Source organism: Candidatus Sphingomonas colombiensis, assembly GCA_029202845.1.
Classification (GTDB): Bacteria; Pseudomonadota; Alphaproteobacteria; order Sphingomonadales; family Sphingomonadaceae; genus Sphingomonas; species Sphingomonas colombiensis.
This window is the reverse complement of record CP119315.1, coordinates 192,798-208,405: the sequence shown is the minus strand read 5'-3', so window position 1 is coordinate 208,405 and position 15,608 is coordinate 192,798. Positions and strand designations below refer to the sequence as shown.

Sequence of the window (15,608 nt, the reverse complement as noted above, 5' to 3'; positions counted from 1 at the left end):
TTGTTCGCCGCCCGGTCGGGGCGGCTGTGGAGTATCCATGAGCCAGAATCTTCCCGTACTTCCGCTGCGCGACATTGTTGTCTTTCCGCAGATGATCGTGCCGCTGTTCGTCGGTCGCGACAAGTCGGTCGCGGCGCTGGAAGCCGCGATGGCTGGCGACAAGGAGATTTTCCTCGTCGCGCAGCTCGATCCCGCGCAGGACGATCCGAAGGAAGACGATCTCTACGACATCGGCGTAACCGCGACGGTGCTCCAGCTGTTGAAGCTGCCGGACGGCACCGTGCGCGTGCTGGTCGAGGGCAAGGCGCGCGGGCGGCTCGGCGGCTTGAGCGAGGTGGATGGTTTCCTTTCCACCCAGCCGGTGCCGGTGGAAGAGGTCGCGGCGGAAGGCCCTGAAGTCAGCGCCTTGATGCGTTCGGTGGTCGAGCAGTTCGAGAATTACGCGAAGCTCAATCGCAAGCTTCCCGCGGAAACGTCCGTGCAGCTGGCCGAGATCGAGGAGGCCGCGCGGCTTTCCGATGCGGTGGCCGGCAATATCGCGATCAAGGTGGCCGACAAGCAGTCGCTGCTGGTGGAGGTCGATCCGTCGAAGCGGCTGGAGATGGTCTATGCCTTCATGGAGGGCGAGCTTGGTGTTCTTCAGGTCGAGCGCAAGATCAAGAGCCGCGTCAAGCGCCAGATGGAGAAGACGCAGCGCGAATATTATCTCAACGAGCAGTTGAAGGCGATCCAGCGCGAGCTGGGCAACGAGGGCGAAGACGGCGACGGCGACGAGATTGCCGAGCTGACGCAGAAGATCGCCACGCTGAAGCTGTCGAAGGAGGCACGGACCAAGGCGACCGCCGAGCTGAAGAAGCTCAAGACGATGGCGCCGATGTCCGCCGAGGCAACGGTGGTGCGCAATTATCTCGACGTGCTGCTCGGGCTGCCATGGGGCAAGAAGTCCAAGCTGAAGAAGGACATCGCCATCGCGCAGTCGGTCCTCGACGAGGATCATTATGCGCTGGAGAAGGTGAAGGACCGGATCGTCGAATATCTCGCGGTTCAGGCGCGCACCAACAAGCTGAAGGGGCCGATCCTGTGCCTCGTAGGGCCGCCGGGCGTGGGCAAGACCAGCCTCGGTAAGTCGATCGCGAAGGCGACCGGGCGCGAGTTCATCCGCCAGTCGCTGGGCGGCGTGCGCGACGAGGCCGAGATTCGCGGCCACCGCCGCACCTATATCGGCTCGCTGCCGGGCAAGATCGTCACCAACCTGAAGAAGGCCGGGGCGTCCAACCCGCTGTTCCTGCTCGATGAGATCGACAAGCTGGGGCAGGATTTCCGTGGCGATCCGGCGTCAGCGCTGCTCGAAGTGCTCGACCCGGAGCAGAACAACAAGTTCAACGATCACTATCTGGAGATCGACATCGATCTGTCGGACGTGATGTTCGTCACTACCGCGAACACGCTGAATCTGCCGCAGCCGCTGCTCGATCGCATGGAGATCATCCGACTCGAAGGATATACCGAGGACGAGAAGGTCGAGATTGCCGAGCGCCATCTCGTCGCCAAGCAGGTGCAGGCGCATGGCCTCAAGGACGGCGAGTTCACGCTGACCAACGAGGGGCTGCGTGCGCTGATCCAGCGCTACACCCGCGAGGCTGGCGTCCGCACGCTCGAGCGTGAGATCGCCAAACTGGCGCGAAAGGCGCTGCGCCGGATTCTCGAGGGCAAGGTCACATCGGTGACGATCACGCCGGAAAACCTCCACGAATTCGCCGGCGTGCAGAAATTCCGCCACGGTTTGTCCGAGCAGGAGAATCAGATCGGTGCCGTCACCGGCCTCGCCTGGACCGAGGTGGGAGGCGAATTGCTGACGATCGAAAGCGTGACGGTGCCGGGCAAGGGCGCGGTCAAGACGACCGGCAAGCTCGGCGATGTGATGAAGGAATCGGTGCAGGCCGCCTTCAGCTTCGTCCAGGCGCGCGCGCCGTCGTTCGGGATCAAGCCGAGCCTGTTCCATCGCAAGGATATTCATATCCACTTGCCCGAGGGCGCGGTGCCGAAGGATGGCCCGTCGGCGGGCATCGGCATCGTCACCTCGATCGTGTCGACGCTGACCGGGGTGCCGGTGCGGCGCGAGGTGGCGATGACTGGCGAGGTTACGCTGCGCGGCCGCGTGCTGCCGATCGGCGGGCTCAAGGAAAAGCTGCTCGCGGCGCTGCGCGGCGGGATCGAAACGGTGCTGATCCCGCAAGAGAACGAGAAGGATCTCGCCGAAATTCCGCAGAACATCCGCGATGGCCTGAAAATCATCCCGGTCGAGCATGTCGATCAGGTTTTGCGCCTGGCGCTGACTGAGCCGCTGGAGGCGATTGACTGGACCGATGCGGATGAATTGGCCGCACTTCCGTCGCCGCCGGCGGCGGCGGTCGGGGGCGAATTGCATCATTGATCACAATGGCGTGCGGGGGATCGATCAGATGCTCCGCACGCGTTTTGCGCGATAGCGACGGGTTTTATTTGACACTCGCCGCACCACGCGCATTACTGTCCTGATCGGCCTTGTGGTCGCGAATCCATTCTTATTATATCCCACTATCCAGCCATCGGGGGTCACTGGACATGAACAAGCAGGAACTGATCGCGGCGGTGGCGAATGCCTCCGGCCTCGGCAAGGGTGATGCCAGCCGGGCCGTCGAAGCGGTTTTCGACACCATCTCGGCCAGTCTGAAGAAGGGCGACGAAGTGCGCCTGGTTGGCTTTGGCACCTTCGCGGTTTCGAAGCGCAAGGCTTCCACCGGCCGCAACCCGCGCACTGGCGAGCCGATGACCATCAAGGCGTCGACTCAGCCCAAGTTCAAAGCGGGCAAGGTTCTGAAAGATTCGCTCAACTGAGGCGAAGCGCGGGCTGGACAGGCGCGGTTCCGGCGCCTAAAGGCCCGCTTCCGGTTTTGCCCACAGGGCAATCGGGCGCGTAGCTCAGCGGTAGAGCACACCCTTCACACGGGTGGGGTCACAGGTTCAATCCCTGTCGCGCCCACCATTTAGAGCCCGTCGATCACAGGATCGGCGGGCTTTTTGGTTTCCTCCGATATGGCGAGCCGCCCCTGTCCCAAAGCGGGATTTGGAGGGCGATGATTCTTGCGCTGAATCAAGGTTAACATTCTTGAAACGAATTGGCTCGTGAGTTACTCCATATGTCAGATTACGAAGCCTAAAAAGTGCGCAGCGGTCGTTTACGTTCACCAGCTTTATTGAATAGGGGATTTGGTATGCGTGTAATTCTGAAGATTGCCGCCGCTGCCGCAGTAGCGGCCGCCGTTCCGGCAGGAGCCGCGCCTGTCATTACTTCGGCTGCGGTCACGGGCCCGTCGGGCACCGTTTGGAATACGAAGGTCGACAGCTATTACACGCTGTTCCTCCAGAATCCTTATGGCAACAACCTTAACCCGAATGACAACTTCACCTCCGCTGCGCTCGATCCGAACCGCACCGATGTGACGATGGCTGGTGACGGTTGGCCGCAGCATAGCGTTTCGGGAAATTCCGATCCCTATTACACGCTGACGCTGATCCTCACCGAGAACAACATATCGAAGACGCTGTCCGGTATTTTTACCGAGCCGACGATGTTCGGTAGCAACGGTTCGTTCGCGGCGGTCAACGGGATCGTGAACTTTTCGGGCGTGAATTACTCGCTGACGGATTTCAACTGGTTCCGCGGCATGTCTAACATTGTCGGATCCTACTCTGTCGCCAGCAAGAATGATCCGAATCGCCCGATCGGTGCGAACTACGATTATCAGGGTGCGTTCACGATCAAGGCGGCGGGTGTGCCGGAGCCGGCGACCTGGGGCCTGATGATCCTTGGTTTCGGTGCGGTTGCGGGCATGATGCGCCGCCGTCGCGAAGATGCGGTCGAAGCCACCGCATAATCTAAACCCGCAAGGGTGAATAAAGAGCCGGCTGGTCGCGACGACCCGCCGGCTCTTTGCGTTTTGGGCTCGATGAATTGTCCGTCGCGCGCAGGTCGCGAAATGGATAGTCGATTGGGGGCGAATTGCGTGCCTGCGTGCGCCACGCGTCCTGTGGGGCGTTGAGCGCAAGTCGGCCACGCATGGCGTTATGCGATCCTCCTGGATGCGATCTCGGTCTGTATGGGCCGGGCGAGGGGGGAAGAACCCGGTGTTTCCTTGACGGCATGACGGCAATCGGCCGGGCGGGAAGGCCGTCTGCCGCGGGGATGGCGGATGGATCGCACCGCTCTTCGCGGACGCATCGCCGCCCGCGCCTTATGGTGCGCCGTCGACAGGCGGTGCGGGGCAAGCGCCGAGTGTGGTGAGCGCGCGAGAGAAATGTTACACAAACCGACGATCTGTCGTTAGGGTCTCGGCTACACCGGTCGCGCGGGAATTGGTCACGCCACATGAAATTGAGGTTCGATGCTCGGCGCGCGAGCGATCCTGAAACGATTGCCGACGGTAAATGCCTATTCGCTGGCAGAATTGGCGTTGATCGCCGGCGCTCGCCGTGGAAGTGGCGCGGCTGGCCTGGGTGATGGTTACGCCGATCTCGCCGTTGGGAGATTGGCGGCCGATCGGGCCGACGATCCCGGGTGCGCCGGGCGACGTGCTGCGTAACGTCGATCCCTTTTATCGACTCGGCGGTCAGAGTGATGGCGCGCCCGCAGTTGTCACTTCACTGCACCTCACCTTGTTCGGTACACGGATCAATGAGGCGACCGGGCGCGGGTCCGCGATTCTTGCCGGACCGGATGGTGAGCAGAAAAGCGTGAATGTCGGGGAAGAGATCATCACTGGTGTAGTGCTTAAGGAAGTCGCTTTCGATCATGTGACGATCGAGCGCGGCGGAGTGCGTGAGGATTTGTTTCTCGATCAATCCGCAGGCGGCGCGGGTGCCGGGTCGCAATTGCCCGGGATACCGGGGCCGGGCGTAGCGGCTGGATCGCCACCCGCTGCCCCCGGTGGGGCGATCACCATCGAGAAGTTTCAGGCCGACATAGGGTTGGTGCCGCGCGTCGATGGCGGGCGGATCATCGGCCTCGTCGTGCGGTCGCAAGGCTCCGGCGCGGCATTTCGCGCCGCCGGGCTGAAGGAGGGCGACATCATTACCTCGATCGGGGGCCGACCTGTGAATAACTCGGCCGATTTCGACAATATCGCCGCAGGCCTCAGTGAGGGGGGAACGCTCTCGCTCACGGTGCTGCGCAACGGCCAGTCGGTGCCACTATCCGTGCCGGTGGCCGCGCGATGAGGGTGTGGCCGCTTGCGACCGGGCTAGCGCTCGCACTTGCGATGCCGGTGGCGGCGCAGACGACGCTCAACGTGCGCGATGCCGATATCCGCGCCTTTATCGCGGATGCGGCGAAGGTGACGGGGCGTGTTTTCATCATCGATGGCCGGGTGCAGGGCAAGGTTACGGTGGTGACCGACCGGCCGCTCAGCAAATCCGAATATTTCGAGGTGTTCCTCTCCACGTTGCGTGCCAATGGCCTTGTCGCGGTGCCGACCAGCAACGGCGCGCTACGCGTTCAGCCGATCGACAATGCGGCGACTCAGCCCGGGCGCGTTGGTCTCGCAGGGGCGGCGCGCAACCAGTTCGTGACGGAGATCGTGCGGCTGCGCTCGATCGACGCGCAAAGCGCGGTCGATACGGTGCGGCCGCTGGTCAGCCCGCAAGGGTCCGTCACCGCCAATCGTGGCGGCAATTCGATCGTCGTCGCCGATTTCGCGGACAATATCCGTCGTGTGCGCGAGGTGTTGCAGCGCATCGATAACGACAATGCCTCCACCCGCGTGATCGCGCTGAAGAATGCCGGCGCGCGCGATATCGCCACCGCGCTTCAGGGGCTGGTAGGCACCCCGGCGCAAGGCGGCGGGCAGCAGACCAGCGTGGTCGCGGTTGAGGGGGCCAATTCGATCGCGCTGCGCGGTGATCCCTCTACGGTGGCACGGCTGGCGCAGGTGGCGCTGGACCTCGATCAGAAGGCCAAGAGCGGCACCGAGATTCGTGTCGTCTTCCTCGAACATGCCGATGCCGCGCAGCTTCTGCCAGTGCTGCAGCAACTTGTCGGACAGGCGCCGGACCAAATCCCGCAAACCACGCTGACGCAATCGAATTTCGGCGCGTCATCGTCGGGCACCAGTGGGGGGCGTTCGGGCGCCAGCGCGCCGCTAGCGACCATGGCATCGCAATCGCAGTCACAAGCAGCGCCCGGCGGCGGAGCGGCGGGACAAGCGGCGATCTCCACACAGGGCGGTCGCGCACCGGCCGTGGTGACGCGCTTCGTTGGTGCGAATGCGATCGTCATCGCCGCCCCTGCCGATATCCAGCGCCAGCTTTCGGAAGTGGTGCGTCAGCTCGACACCCGGCGCGAACAGGTGCTGGTCGAAGCGATCGTCGCCGAGGTTTCGGATACGACGGCCAACCAGCTAGGCTTCCAGTTCCTGCTCGGCAGCCTGAAGGGCGGGGCGTTCGGTGCGACGAGCTTCTCCGGGTCCGCGCCCAATCTGCTGACCATCGCCGGTGCGATCGGCGCGCGGCAACTCGCGACGACCACGACGACGGTCAACGGCACCACCACCGTCACCACAACCGATAACAGCGTCAGCGATGCGCTGGCGCAACAGGCGGTGAACTCGATCCTCGGCGCGAGCGGGGGCTTCGCCGGCTATGGCGGCCAGATCGGTGACGCGATTTTCGGCACGATCATCAATGCGGTGAAATCCGACACCACGTCGAATCTGTTGCAGGCGCCCAGCCTCATCACGCTCGACAATCAGGAAGCGCGCATCCTCGTCGGGCAGGAAATCCCGATCACCACGGGGCAGGCGCTCAGCCAGAATTTCGACAATGCCTTCCGCACCGTGCAGCGTGAGAATGTCGGCATCCAGCTTGAGGTGCGCCCGCAGGTCAATTCGTCGGGATCGATCAAATTGTTCCTGCACCAGCAGGTCAGCTCGATCGCGGGCCCTGTTTCGAGCGACAATTCCGATCTCATCCTCAACAAGCGCGAGGTGGAGACGACGCTCACCGTGGACGACGGGCAGATCGCGATCATCGGCGGCTTGCTCGACGACAATGAGCGCCGCACGATCGAGAAGGTGCCGTTGCTCGGCGATATTCCGGGGCTTGGCCAGCTATTCCGTTCGAGGGCGAAGACCCGGACCAAGACCAATTTGATGGTGTTCATCCGCCCGACGATCCTGCGCAACGCAAGCGACAATCGCCGCGTGACGGAGCAGCGCTACGGCTATCTCCGTCTCCAGCAGGGGATACAGGATCCGAAGCGCGAGCCGTCGATCGACGAACTGGTCCGGGATTATCTGGGCGCGGCGCCCCCGATCCCGTCCGCGCCGGTACCGGGCAATATCGAAGACCCGCGCGTCAACGTGCCGGTGCAGCGCAATTCCACGGTGACGATCAAGCGCGGGAAGCCGAAATGAACGGCGCGGGCGGCATATCGGAGGCGGTGCCGCAGCCTGAGGCGGCGGCCGAACCGGCCCCCGCCGTCATTCCGCCGGTGCAATTGCCTTATGCCTTCGCGCGTCGTTTCGGCGTGATCCTCGATGGTGCGCGGGTCGCGTTGCGGGAGGGCGCCGATCCCAAGGCGCTGATCGAGGTGCGCCGGGTCGTCGGGCATCCGTTCGATGTGGAGACGGTGGCTTCGACGGCGTTCGATCGGCTGCTCAGCGACCATTATGCGATGGACGGACAGGCCACCGCGCTGGCGGCGGTCGGCATGGGGGATGAACTCGATCTGCTCGCGGATGGCATCCCCACCGCGGAGGATTTGCTCGATACCGCCGACGATGCGCCCGCGATCCGCCTGATCAACGGCGTGATCGCCGATGCCGCGCGGCACGGCGTCAGCGATATCCATATCGAGCCATATGAAACCGGTCTGGTCGTCCGCATGCGGATCGACGGCGTGTTGCGCGAAACGCTCAGAATGCCGCCGCATGTCGCGTCGGTGGTGGTGAGCCGCATCAAGGTGATGGCACGGCTCGATATCGCCGAGCGGCGCGTGCCGCAGGATGGCCGGATGGGGCTTACGCTGGGCGGCAAATTGCTCGACGTGCGCGTATCGACGCTTCCAAGCCGCGCGGGTGAGCGCGTGGTGCTGCGTATTCTCGACAAGGATAATGCCGGGATCGATCTGGACGCGCTCGGCATGAGCCAGCGGATGCATGCGCTGATCGACCATGCGATCCACGAACCGAACGGTATCGTGCTCGTCACCGGGCCAACCGGCAGCGGCAAGACGACGACGCTCTACGCCGCGTTGCGCATGTTGAACGACGGCAGCCGCAATATTCTGACGGTCGAGGATCCGGTGGAATATGCCGTCGACGGCGTGGGGCAGACGCAGGTGAATCCCAAGGTTGGGCTGACCTTCGCCGCCGGGCTCCGCGCGATCCTGCGGCAGGATCCCGATGTGGTGATGGTCGGCGAAATCCGCGACCGCGAGACGGCGGAGATCGCGGTGCAAGCGTCGCTCACCGGGCATCTCGTGCTCTCCACTGTCCATACCAACGACGCGATCGGCGCGATCACGCGAATGCGCGATATGAAGGTGGAGCCGTTCCTGCTCGCCTCCACGTTGCGCGCGGTGGTGGCGCAGCGGCTGGTGCGGCGATTGTGTCCGTCATGCCGGCGCCCGATGAAGGCCGGTGAAACGGTTGCGATCCTGCTCGGCATCGCGCCTGGCACGATCGTGTATGAAGCGAATGGCTGCGGCGAGTGTTCGCACACCGGCTATAAGGGCCGCGTCGGCGTGTTTGAGGCGGTGCGCGTGGACGATACGATCCGCCGCCTCATCAACGAGGGCGCCGATGAGGTGGCGATCGCGCGGCATGCCTTCGCCGTCAACGAAACGCTGGCCGACGCCGCGCGCCGGCTCGTCGAACAGGGCGTGACGACGGCGGAGGAGGCGGTGCGCGTCTCCCGTCACGACGCGATGGATGAGGCGGATTCAGCCGATGTCTGACGCAAGCCGCGCGCTTCATGGCTGATTTCGATTATCTCGCGATCGATACGCGTGGGAATGAGACGCGTGGGCATGTCGCCGCGGCCGATGCGGATGCGGCGCGGGCGGTGCTCGATCGGCGACGGCTGTATGTCGTGCGGATCGAGCCGGGCGCGGCGCAGCCGGCGCGGGGGCGGCCGTTGTTTGGGCTGCAATTGCTGCGCGGGCGGATGTCGGCGAAGCAACTCACCTTGTTCACCCGCCAGCTTGCCACGCTGAACCGCGTTTCCCCGCTGGAGGAATCGCTGCGCACGATCACGCGGCAGACCGAGCAGGAAAGCGTGCGTGCGATCGTCGCAACGGTCCATGCCGGCGTGGTCGAGGGGCGGCGGCTGGCCGATGCGATGGCGCGCGAGCCGCGCAGCTTTCCGATCCTGTATCGCGCGATGGTGGCGGCCGGCGAAAGCTCGGGCACCTTGCCGACGATCCTCGATCGGCTCGCGGTGCTGCTCGAGCGGCAGGCGGAAATACGCGGCAAGATACTGACGGCGTTAACTTATCCCGCGATCCTCGCGATCGTCGCGATGGGGGTGGTGCTGGCGCTGATGGCGTTCGTCGTGCCTCAGGTGGTGGAACAGTTCGATACCGTTGGGCAGCAATTGCCGCTGCTCACGCGGATCGTGATCGCGATATCGCATCTGCTGGTCGGTTGGTGGTGGGCGATGCTGATCGGTCTCGCCGCGCTTGGGGGGCTGGCTTGGCTCGCACTGCGGCAGCCGCCGATCCGGCTGAGGTTCGACACCTGGTTGCTGCGCGTACCGTTGCTGGGCCGGCTGATCCGCGATCTCCACGCCGCTCGCATGGCGCGGACGCTGGCGACGATGGTGGCGAGCCGGTTGCCGTTGCTGGAGGGGCTCGCGCTGACGGCGGGGACGATCCACAATCGCCGCTTGCGCCTCGCCTCGGATGAGATCACCGCCTCGATCCGTGGCGGCGGCAGCCTGTCCGGCGCGATGCGGCGGACGGGGGTGTTCCCGCCCTTGCTCACCTATCTCGCGGCATCTGGCGAGGCGGCGGGGCGGCTCGATGAGATGCTGGAGCGCGCCGCCGATTATCTGGAGCGCGAATTCGATCGTTTCACCGCTACTGCGCTGTCGCTGCTGGAGCCGGCGATCATCGTCGTGATGGGCGGAGTGGTGGCGACGATCGTGCTGTCGATCCTGCTGCCGATACTTCAGCTCAACACGCTTGCAGGCCAATGAGGAATCCGATGCCTACCCACGAACAGAAGCGCCGCCCCGAACCCAACCGCCGCCGTCGCGAGGATGGGTTTACGCTGGTCGAGCTGATGGTGGTGATCGTGATCATCGGCCTGCTCGCCACGATCGTCGCGCTCAACGTCCTGCCCTCCGGCGACACCGCGCGCATCCAGAAGGCCAAGGCCGATATCGCCAATATCGAGCAGGCGCTGGAGCTCTACAAGCTTCAGATCGGCAGCTATCCCACGACAACGCAGGGGCTTGGCGCGCTCGTCACCGCGCCGACGGGTGTGGATGTGGCGCGTTATCAGGCGGGCGGGTATCTGAAGAAGCTGCCGAATGATCCGTGGAATCGCCCGTATCTCTATGCGGCGCCAGGGAAACATTCCCCGGCCGATGTTTGGAGCCTCGGCGCGGACGGTAAGGAAGGCGGTGAGGGGGGCGATGCCGATATCGGCTCCTGGCAATAGATCGATGCCACCTGCGCGTGCAAAGGGCATCTCGCCCCGACGCCTGAGCGCGCACGGCCTCACGTTTTCACGACGTTCCGCCGAACACGGCTTCAGGTTTTCACGACGTTCCGCCGAACACGGCTTCACGTTGATCGAACTGATGGTCGTCATCACGGTGATCGCTTTAGCGGCGTCGGCGGCAGTGCTGGCGATGCCCGATCCGCGTGGGCGCGTGATCGACGAGGCGGCGCGCTTCGCGGTCAGGGTGCGCGCGGCGCGCGACGGCGCGATCATCAACGCGCGCCCGACGAGCGTATGGGTGACGCCGGAGGGATATGGCTTCGATCGCTGGGATGGCGGCCGCTGGGTGGCGATGGATGAAAAGCCGCTGAAGGTGGCGCAATGGGCGCGCGGCACCAGCGCGACGATCGCCGATCGAACACGCGTGACTTTTGACACCACCGGCATGGCCGATCGCCCAGTCGCCATCCCGTTGTTGCGGGAGCGGGCACGGGCGACCGTGACGATCGATCCCACCGGCGCGGTCCGCGTCGATGGCTGAGCGATGCGCGCCTGGCGGCGTTAAGCCTCCTAAGCGCTCCGCCGAACACGGCTTCATGTGTTCGCGACGTTCCGCCGAACACGGCTTCACGTGTTCGCGACGCTCCGCCGAACACGGCTTCACGTTGATCGAGATCATGGTCGCGCTCATCGTATTCAGCCTCGCGGCGCTCGCGCTGATCCGGCTGGAGGGCGCGACGATACGCTCCACCGGCGTGCTGGATACGACGCTGCTCGCACAGACGGTGGCGCGCAACATCGCGATCGAGGCGGTCACCGATGCCGCTCCGCCGCCTGCAGGCAAGGCCGAAGGGACCGAGCATAACGGCGGCGCGGACTGGCATTGGGTGCGTCAGGTCAGCGCGATCGGTGATGGTCAGGTGATGCGCGTGGATGTGTCGGTCGCGGGGCGCGACGGGCGGCAGATCAGCCACCTGACGATGGTGCGTCCAACCGCCGATGCGGCGCGATGAGCATGCGCCGCGCCGCCGATTCGGGTTTCACCTTGGTGGAGGTGATGATCGCGCTGCTGATTTTCGGCATGATCGCGGCGGCTGGCGTCGCGATGCTGTCGTTCAGCATCCGCGCCCAATCGGCGATGGGAGACCGGCTCGACGATCTCGGGGCGATCGAGCGGCTTTCCTCGATCGTTGGCGCGGATCTGGGACAGGCTGTCGATCGGCCGACCCGCGATGAACGCGGCACGCTGCTTCCCGCATTCGTCGGTACGGCCACTACCGTGCGGCTGGTGCGCGGCGGGTGGATCAATATCGACGCGGCGGCGCGGGCGTCGTTGCAGAAAGTGGAATATCGGCTCGACGGCGATACGATCGAGCGGATCGGCTATCCGATGCTCGATGGGGCCGAGGCTTTTCCGCCGGGCCCGATGCTGGACAAGGTGAGCACGATCGCGCTGCGCTATCGCTTCCATGGCGCGTGGAGCGATCGCTGGGATGGGACCCAGGGCGCGCCACTGCCGCAAGCGGTGGAATTGGTGATCACGCGGCGCGATGGCGTCGTGCTGCGCCAAATCTTCCTGACAGGCACAGGCTATGCGCCAGAGCCGCCGCGCGGTCGTCATGCGCCCTGAACGCGAGCGCGGCGCCGCGCTGCTCACCGTGCTGCTGCTTGTCGCGGTGATCGCGGTAATGGCGGCGACTGGGCTGGAGAAATTGCGTATCGCCACCCGGCTCGGTGGGAACACCGTCGCGCTCGATCAGGCGCGCGCTTATGCGCAGGCGGTGGAGGCGTTGGCGACCACCCGCGTCACGGCGCTGCTGCAACAGGATGCGACCCGCGTGACCCTCGCGGGCGGCTGGAGCGGCCGTCCCTTCGCGTTGCCGGTGCCGGACGGGACTGCGGTAGCGCGGGTGACGGACGGCGGGAATTGTTTCAATCTCAACAGTCTGGTCAAGCGCGACGGGGATGGCCGCTATGCGGCCTATACACCGGCGATTGAGCAATTCGCGCGGCTGATGCGGCTGGTCGGCGCGCCCAATGGCGACAGCATCGCCGCTGCCGCCGCCGACTGGATCGACAGCGACGATATTCCATTGCCCGGAGGCGCAGAGGATTCGACCTATCTCGGCGGCCAGCCCGCATATCGCACCGCCGGCACGCTGATGGTGGATCCGAGCGAATTGCGCGCGGTCGCGGGGGTCACGGCCGAGGCCTATGCCGCGCTCCAGCCGTGGATCTGTACCCTGCCGCGCGCCGAGCGATCGGTGATCAACGTCAACACGCTCAGCCTGGAACAGGCGCCGTTGCTCGCGATGCTGTTGCCCGATGCGGTGGGGATGGCCGGCGCCCGCGCGATTTTGGCGCGCCGGCCGGCTGGCGGTTATGCGAATCGCGATGCGATCTGGCGGGCGCCCGGGCAGGCCGGGATCAGCCCCGATCAACTCGCGACGGATCAGGTTGACGTGACCTCGCATTGGTTCGCGCTTCGCGTGGATGTGGCGTTGGCGGGCGTTTCGTTGCAGGAACGGGGGCTGATCGACGCGACCGCTCTTCCCGCGCGGCTCGTCTCGCGGCAATGGGGGGAGCCGTGACGACCGCAACATTGCTCTTTCTGCCGCCCCGCATGGGGGATCCGTGGCGCTGGCTGCGGATCGCGAACGATATCGTCACCGCGCGCGGCGAAGGCGTGCCGGAAGCGGATGGCGCGCCGATCGTCGCGATCGCCCCGGCTGACGCGGTTACGTTGCACTGGGCGGCGCTGCCAGATCGCTCGATCGCGCAGGCTACGGCGGCGGCGCGAATCGTCGCTGGTGAGGCAAGTGCCGCGCCGCAGGAGCAACTTCACGTCGCGGTTGGCGATACGGACGGAGCGGATCGCGCGATCGGCGTCGTTGCGGCCGATCGGATGCGCGAGTGGCTGGATTCGTTGCTCGCGATCGGTATCGACCCTGCCGTGCTGGTTCCCGCGCCGCTGCTTCTCCCGCCGGCCGCCGAGGGATTCGTCCGCGCCGATCTCGGTGGGCAGGCGGTGGTGCGCGGGCAAGCGAGCGGATTCGCCGACGAGGCCGGGCTGACCGAGCTGGTCACCAGCGGAATCGCGATCGAGACGCTGGATCGGGCATCGCTGGAACGGGCGCTGGCGCAGGCCGCGGCCGCGCCCGCGCTCAACTTGCGACAAGGGGCCTTCGCGCGTCGCCGTCGCCGTGAGATTGATTGGCCGTTAGTGCGGCGGGTGGCGCTGCTCATCGGCTTGACCCTTTTTACGATGCTGGCGATCGATCTCGTCCGGATCACGCGCTACTCGCTCGCGGCCGATCGACTGGAGGCGCAGGCCGATGATGTCGCGCGTCAGGCGCTGCCGCGCGGAATTGCGACGGGCGGCGACACGAATCGCCTGCTCGTAGAGCGGCTTACACGGCTGCGTGGGCCCGGGCAGGGCTTCACGCGGACGCTTGCCGCCATGCTTGCGGCGATCCGCGCGACGCCAGGCAGTGAGGCCACCGCGCTCGATTTTCAGCCGAATGGCGATTTGCGCGCTACCGTGACGGTGGAGGGGGACGCGCAGGCCAATGCGCTTCAGGCGCGGCTGCGCGACGCCAATTTCACGGTTAGCGCAGGGCCGTTCGAATCGACTGGCGGCCAGTTGAAGGGCGAATTGACGGTGAGTTCGCGATGAGCGCCTTGCAGACATGGTATGCTTCGCGCTCGCTCCGCGAACGTCGTCTGATCCTGATCATGCTCGCGCTGTTCGCGATAACAATCGTGTGGGCGGGGGTGATTCGCCCGGTCCGCGAGGGCCTGGTCTCCACTCGCGCACGCTATGACGCGGCGGTGATCCGGCTGGGCGAGACGCAGGCGATGGTCGGCGCGATCCATGCGATCCAGCGCGGCCATCCGCAGCCATTGGGCGCGCCGTTGCCGGATGCCGTGCGCGAACGTGCCGATGCCGCGGGTTTCACGCTCGCCAGCCTGAATCCCGATGGCGACAATGTGCGAATCGTGATTTCGAGCGCGAAGGCCGCGCCGCTGCTCGGCTGGATCGCGGCGCTTGAAGGGGATGGCGTGCTGGTCGACGCGGGCACGATCACCGCCAACGGCGATGGCACGGTGGCCGCGCAATTGGCGCTGAAGGCACGCAAGCCGTGATACGCGTTCGCCTCGCGTCCGGGCGCGGCACTTTATTCGTCGCGGTGCTGATCACCGCGCTGATCGTCCTCCTGCCGATGCGACTGGCGCTCGGATGGTTCGGTGTCGCGGAAGCGGGGATGACCGCGCGCGACGTGAGCGGCACGATCTGGTCCGGCGCGCTGACCGATTCGCGGTTCGGCGATATTGCGATGGGCGATCTTTCGGCGCGCGTCTCGCCGCTGCAATTGATGCTTGGCCGCGCGCGGATCGGGCTCGCCGCGCCCGATGGTGCAGCGGGGCCGCGCCTAACCGGCGCTGTCGACGTGACACGCCATACGGTCGGGCTGACCGGCGTCACCGCCAGCCTCCCGGTCGGGAACGCCTTCGCGCCAGTGCCGGTGACGACACTGGAGCTGGATGGCGTAAGTGTCCGTTTCAAAGCAGAAAATTGCGATCGAGCGGAGGGGCGCGTGCGCGCGATTCTGACCGGGGACGTAGCGGGGCAGGTGATTCCCGCATCGATGAGCGGCACCCCGCGTTGCGATGCCGGCGCATTGCTTTTGCCGCTGACCAGCCCGGCGGGAGAGGGCTCGACGATCCGTATCTGGCCCGATGGGCGCTATCATGCGGACCTCACTCTGGCGCCCGCCGATCCGGCGCAGGCGGCGCGTTTGCAGGCTTCCGGCTTCGTCCAGACGCAACAAGGTTGGCAATTGGCGATCGAAGGACGGTTCTGATAGCTTGACCAGATGCCCACACCCCCGCTAGGGGCGCGCA

15 protein-coding genes and 1 tRNA gene are annotated in these 15,608 nt (G+C 65.4%); all 16 read left to right on the top strand.

The features are described from left to right. Positions 1–37 precede the first annotated feature (37 nt). The 16 genes from lon (at position 38) to gspN (ending at position 15,568) form a co-directional block, all read left to right on the top strand. The gene (lon, locus tag P0Y64_00990) at positions 38–2,434 is read left to right on the top strand and encodes an endopeptidase La (protein ID WEK43450.1); all 2,397 of its coding nucleotides are present in this window, start codon (positions 38–40) and stop codon (positions 2,432–2,434) included. Positions 2,435–2,604: 170 nt separating this feature from the next. Then, the gene (locus P0Y64_00985) at positions 2,605–2,877 is read left to right on the top strand and encodes an HU family DNA-binding protein (protein ID WEK43449.1); all 273 of its coding nucleotides are present in this window, start codon (positions 2,605–2,607) and stop codon (positions 2,875–2,877) included. Between the two features lie 73 nt (positions 2,878–2,950). Further along, a tRNA-Val gene (locus tag P0Y64_00980) sits at positions 2,951–3,025 on the top strand. A 178-nt stretch (positions 3,026–3,203) separates the two neighbouring features. Beyond that, entirely contained in the window at positions 3,204–3,917 is a 714-nt protein-coding gene (locus tag P0Y64_00975; protein ID WEK43448.1) for a PEPxxWA-CTERM sorting domain-containing protein, read from the top strand. 595 nt (positions 3,918–4,512) lie between these two features. Beyond that, positions 4,513–5,256, top strand: a complete 744-nt coding sequence (locus P0Y64_00970; GenBank protein ID WEK43447.1) for a type II secretion system protein N — start codon at positions 4,513–4,515, stop codon at positions 5,254–5,256. Beyond that, complete coding sequence (gene gspD, locus P0Y64_00965) at positions 5,253–7,448, top strand: type II secretion system secretin GspD (GenBank protein ID WEK43446.1); 2,196 nt, start codon at positions 5,253–5,255, stop codon at positions 7,446–7,448. Before P0Y64_00970 ends, gspD begins: the two co-directional genes overlap by 4 nt. Beyond that, complete coding sequence (gene gspE, locus P0Y64_00960; GenBank protein WEK43445.1) at positions 7,445–8,992, top strand: type II secretion system ATPase GspE; 1,548 nt, start codon at positions 7,445–7,447, stop codon at positions 8,990–8,992. Before gspD ends, gspE begins: the two co-directional genes overlap by 4 nt. A 17-nt stretch (positions 8,993–9,009) precedes the next feature. After that, positions 9,010–10,233, top strand: coding sequence for a type II secretion system inner membrane protein GspF (gene gspF / locus P0Y64_00955; GenBank protein ID WEK43444.1), 1,224 nt, complete (start codon positions 9,010–9,012; stop codon positions 10,231–10,233). Between the two features lie 8 nt (positions 10,234–10,241). Continuing rightward, positions 10,242–10,700: a type II secretion system major pseudopilin GspG gene (gspG, locus tag P0Y64_00950; GenBank protein WEK43443.1), complete on the top strand. Its 459-nt coding sequence runs from the start codon at positions 10,242–10,244 to the stop codon at positions 10,698–10,700. Positions 10,701–10,830: 130 nt separating this feature from the next. Beyond that, the gene (locus tag P0Y64_00945) at positions 10,831–11,244 is read left to right on the top strand and encodes a GspH/FimT family pseudopilin (protein ID WEK43442.1); all 414 of its coding nucleotides are present in this window, start codon (positions 10,831–10,833) and stop codon (positions 11,242–11,244) included. Positions 11,245–11,299: 55 nt separating this feature from the next. Then, a complete protein-coding gene (gspI, locus tag P0Y64_00940) occupies positions 11,300–11,716 on the top strand; it encodes a type II secretion system minor pseudopilin GspI (protein ID WEK43441.1) in 417 nt (138 codons plus the stop codon). Next, positions 11,713–12,333, top strand: coding sequence for a type II secretion system minor pseudopilin GspJ (gspJ, locus tag P0Y64_00935; GenBank protein ID WEK43440.1), 621 nt, complete (start codon positions 11,713–11,715; stop codon positions 12,331–12,333). Before gspI ends, gspJ begins: the two co-directional genes overlap by 4 nt. After that, positions 12,296–13,294 (top strand): type II secretion system minor pseudopilin GspK, encoded by a 999-nt coding sequence (gene gspK / locus P0Y64_00930; GenBank protein WEK43439.1) that lies wholly within the window; start codon positions 12,296–12,298, stop codon positions 13,292–13,294. Before gspJ ends, gspK begins: the two co-directional genes overlap by 38 nt. Continuing rightward, the gene (gene gspL, locus P0Y64_00925) at positions 13,291–14,379 is read left to right on the top strand and encodes a type II secretion system protein GspL (protein ID WEK43438.1); all 1,089 of its coding nucleotides are present in this window, start codon (positions 13,291–13,293) and stop codon (positions 14,377–14,379) included. The genes gspK and gspL overlap by 4 nt, the downstream gene beginning before the upstream one ends. Further along, positions 14,376–14,849, top strand: a complete 474-nt coding sequence (gene gspM / locus P0Y64_00920) for a type II secretion system protein GspM (protein WEK43437.1) — start codon at positions 14,376–14,378, stop codon at positions 14,847–14,849. Before gspL ends, gspM begins: the two co-directional genes overlap by 4 nt. Continuing rightward, positions 14,846–15,568, top strand: a complete 723-nt coding sequence (gspN, locus tag P0Y64_00915; GenBank protein ID WEK43436.1) for a type II secretion system protein N — start codon at positions 14,846–14,848, stop codon at positions 15,566–15,568. The genes gspM and gspN overlap by 4 nt, the downstream gene beginning before the upstream one ends. Positions 15,569–15,608: the final 40 nt, after the last annotated feature.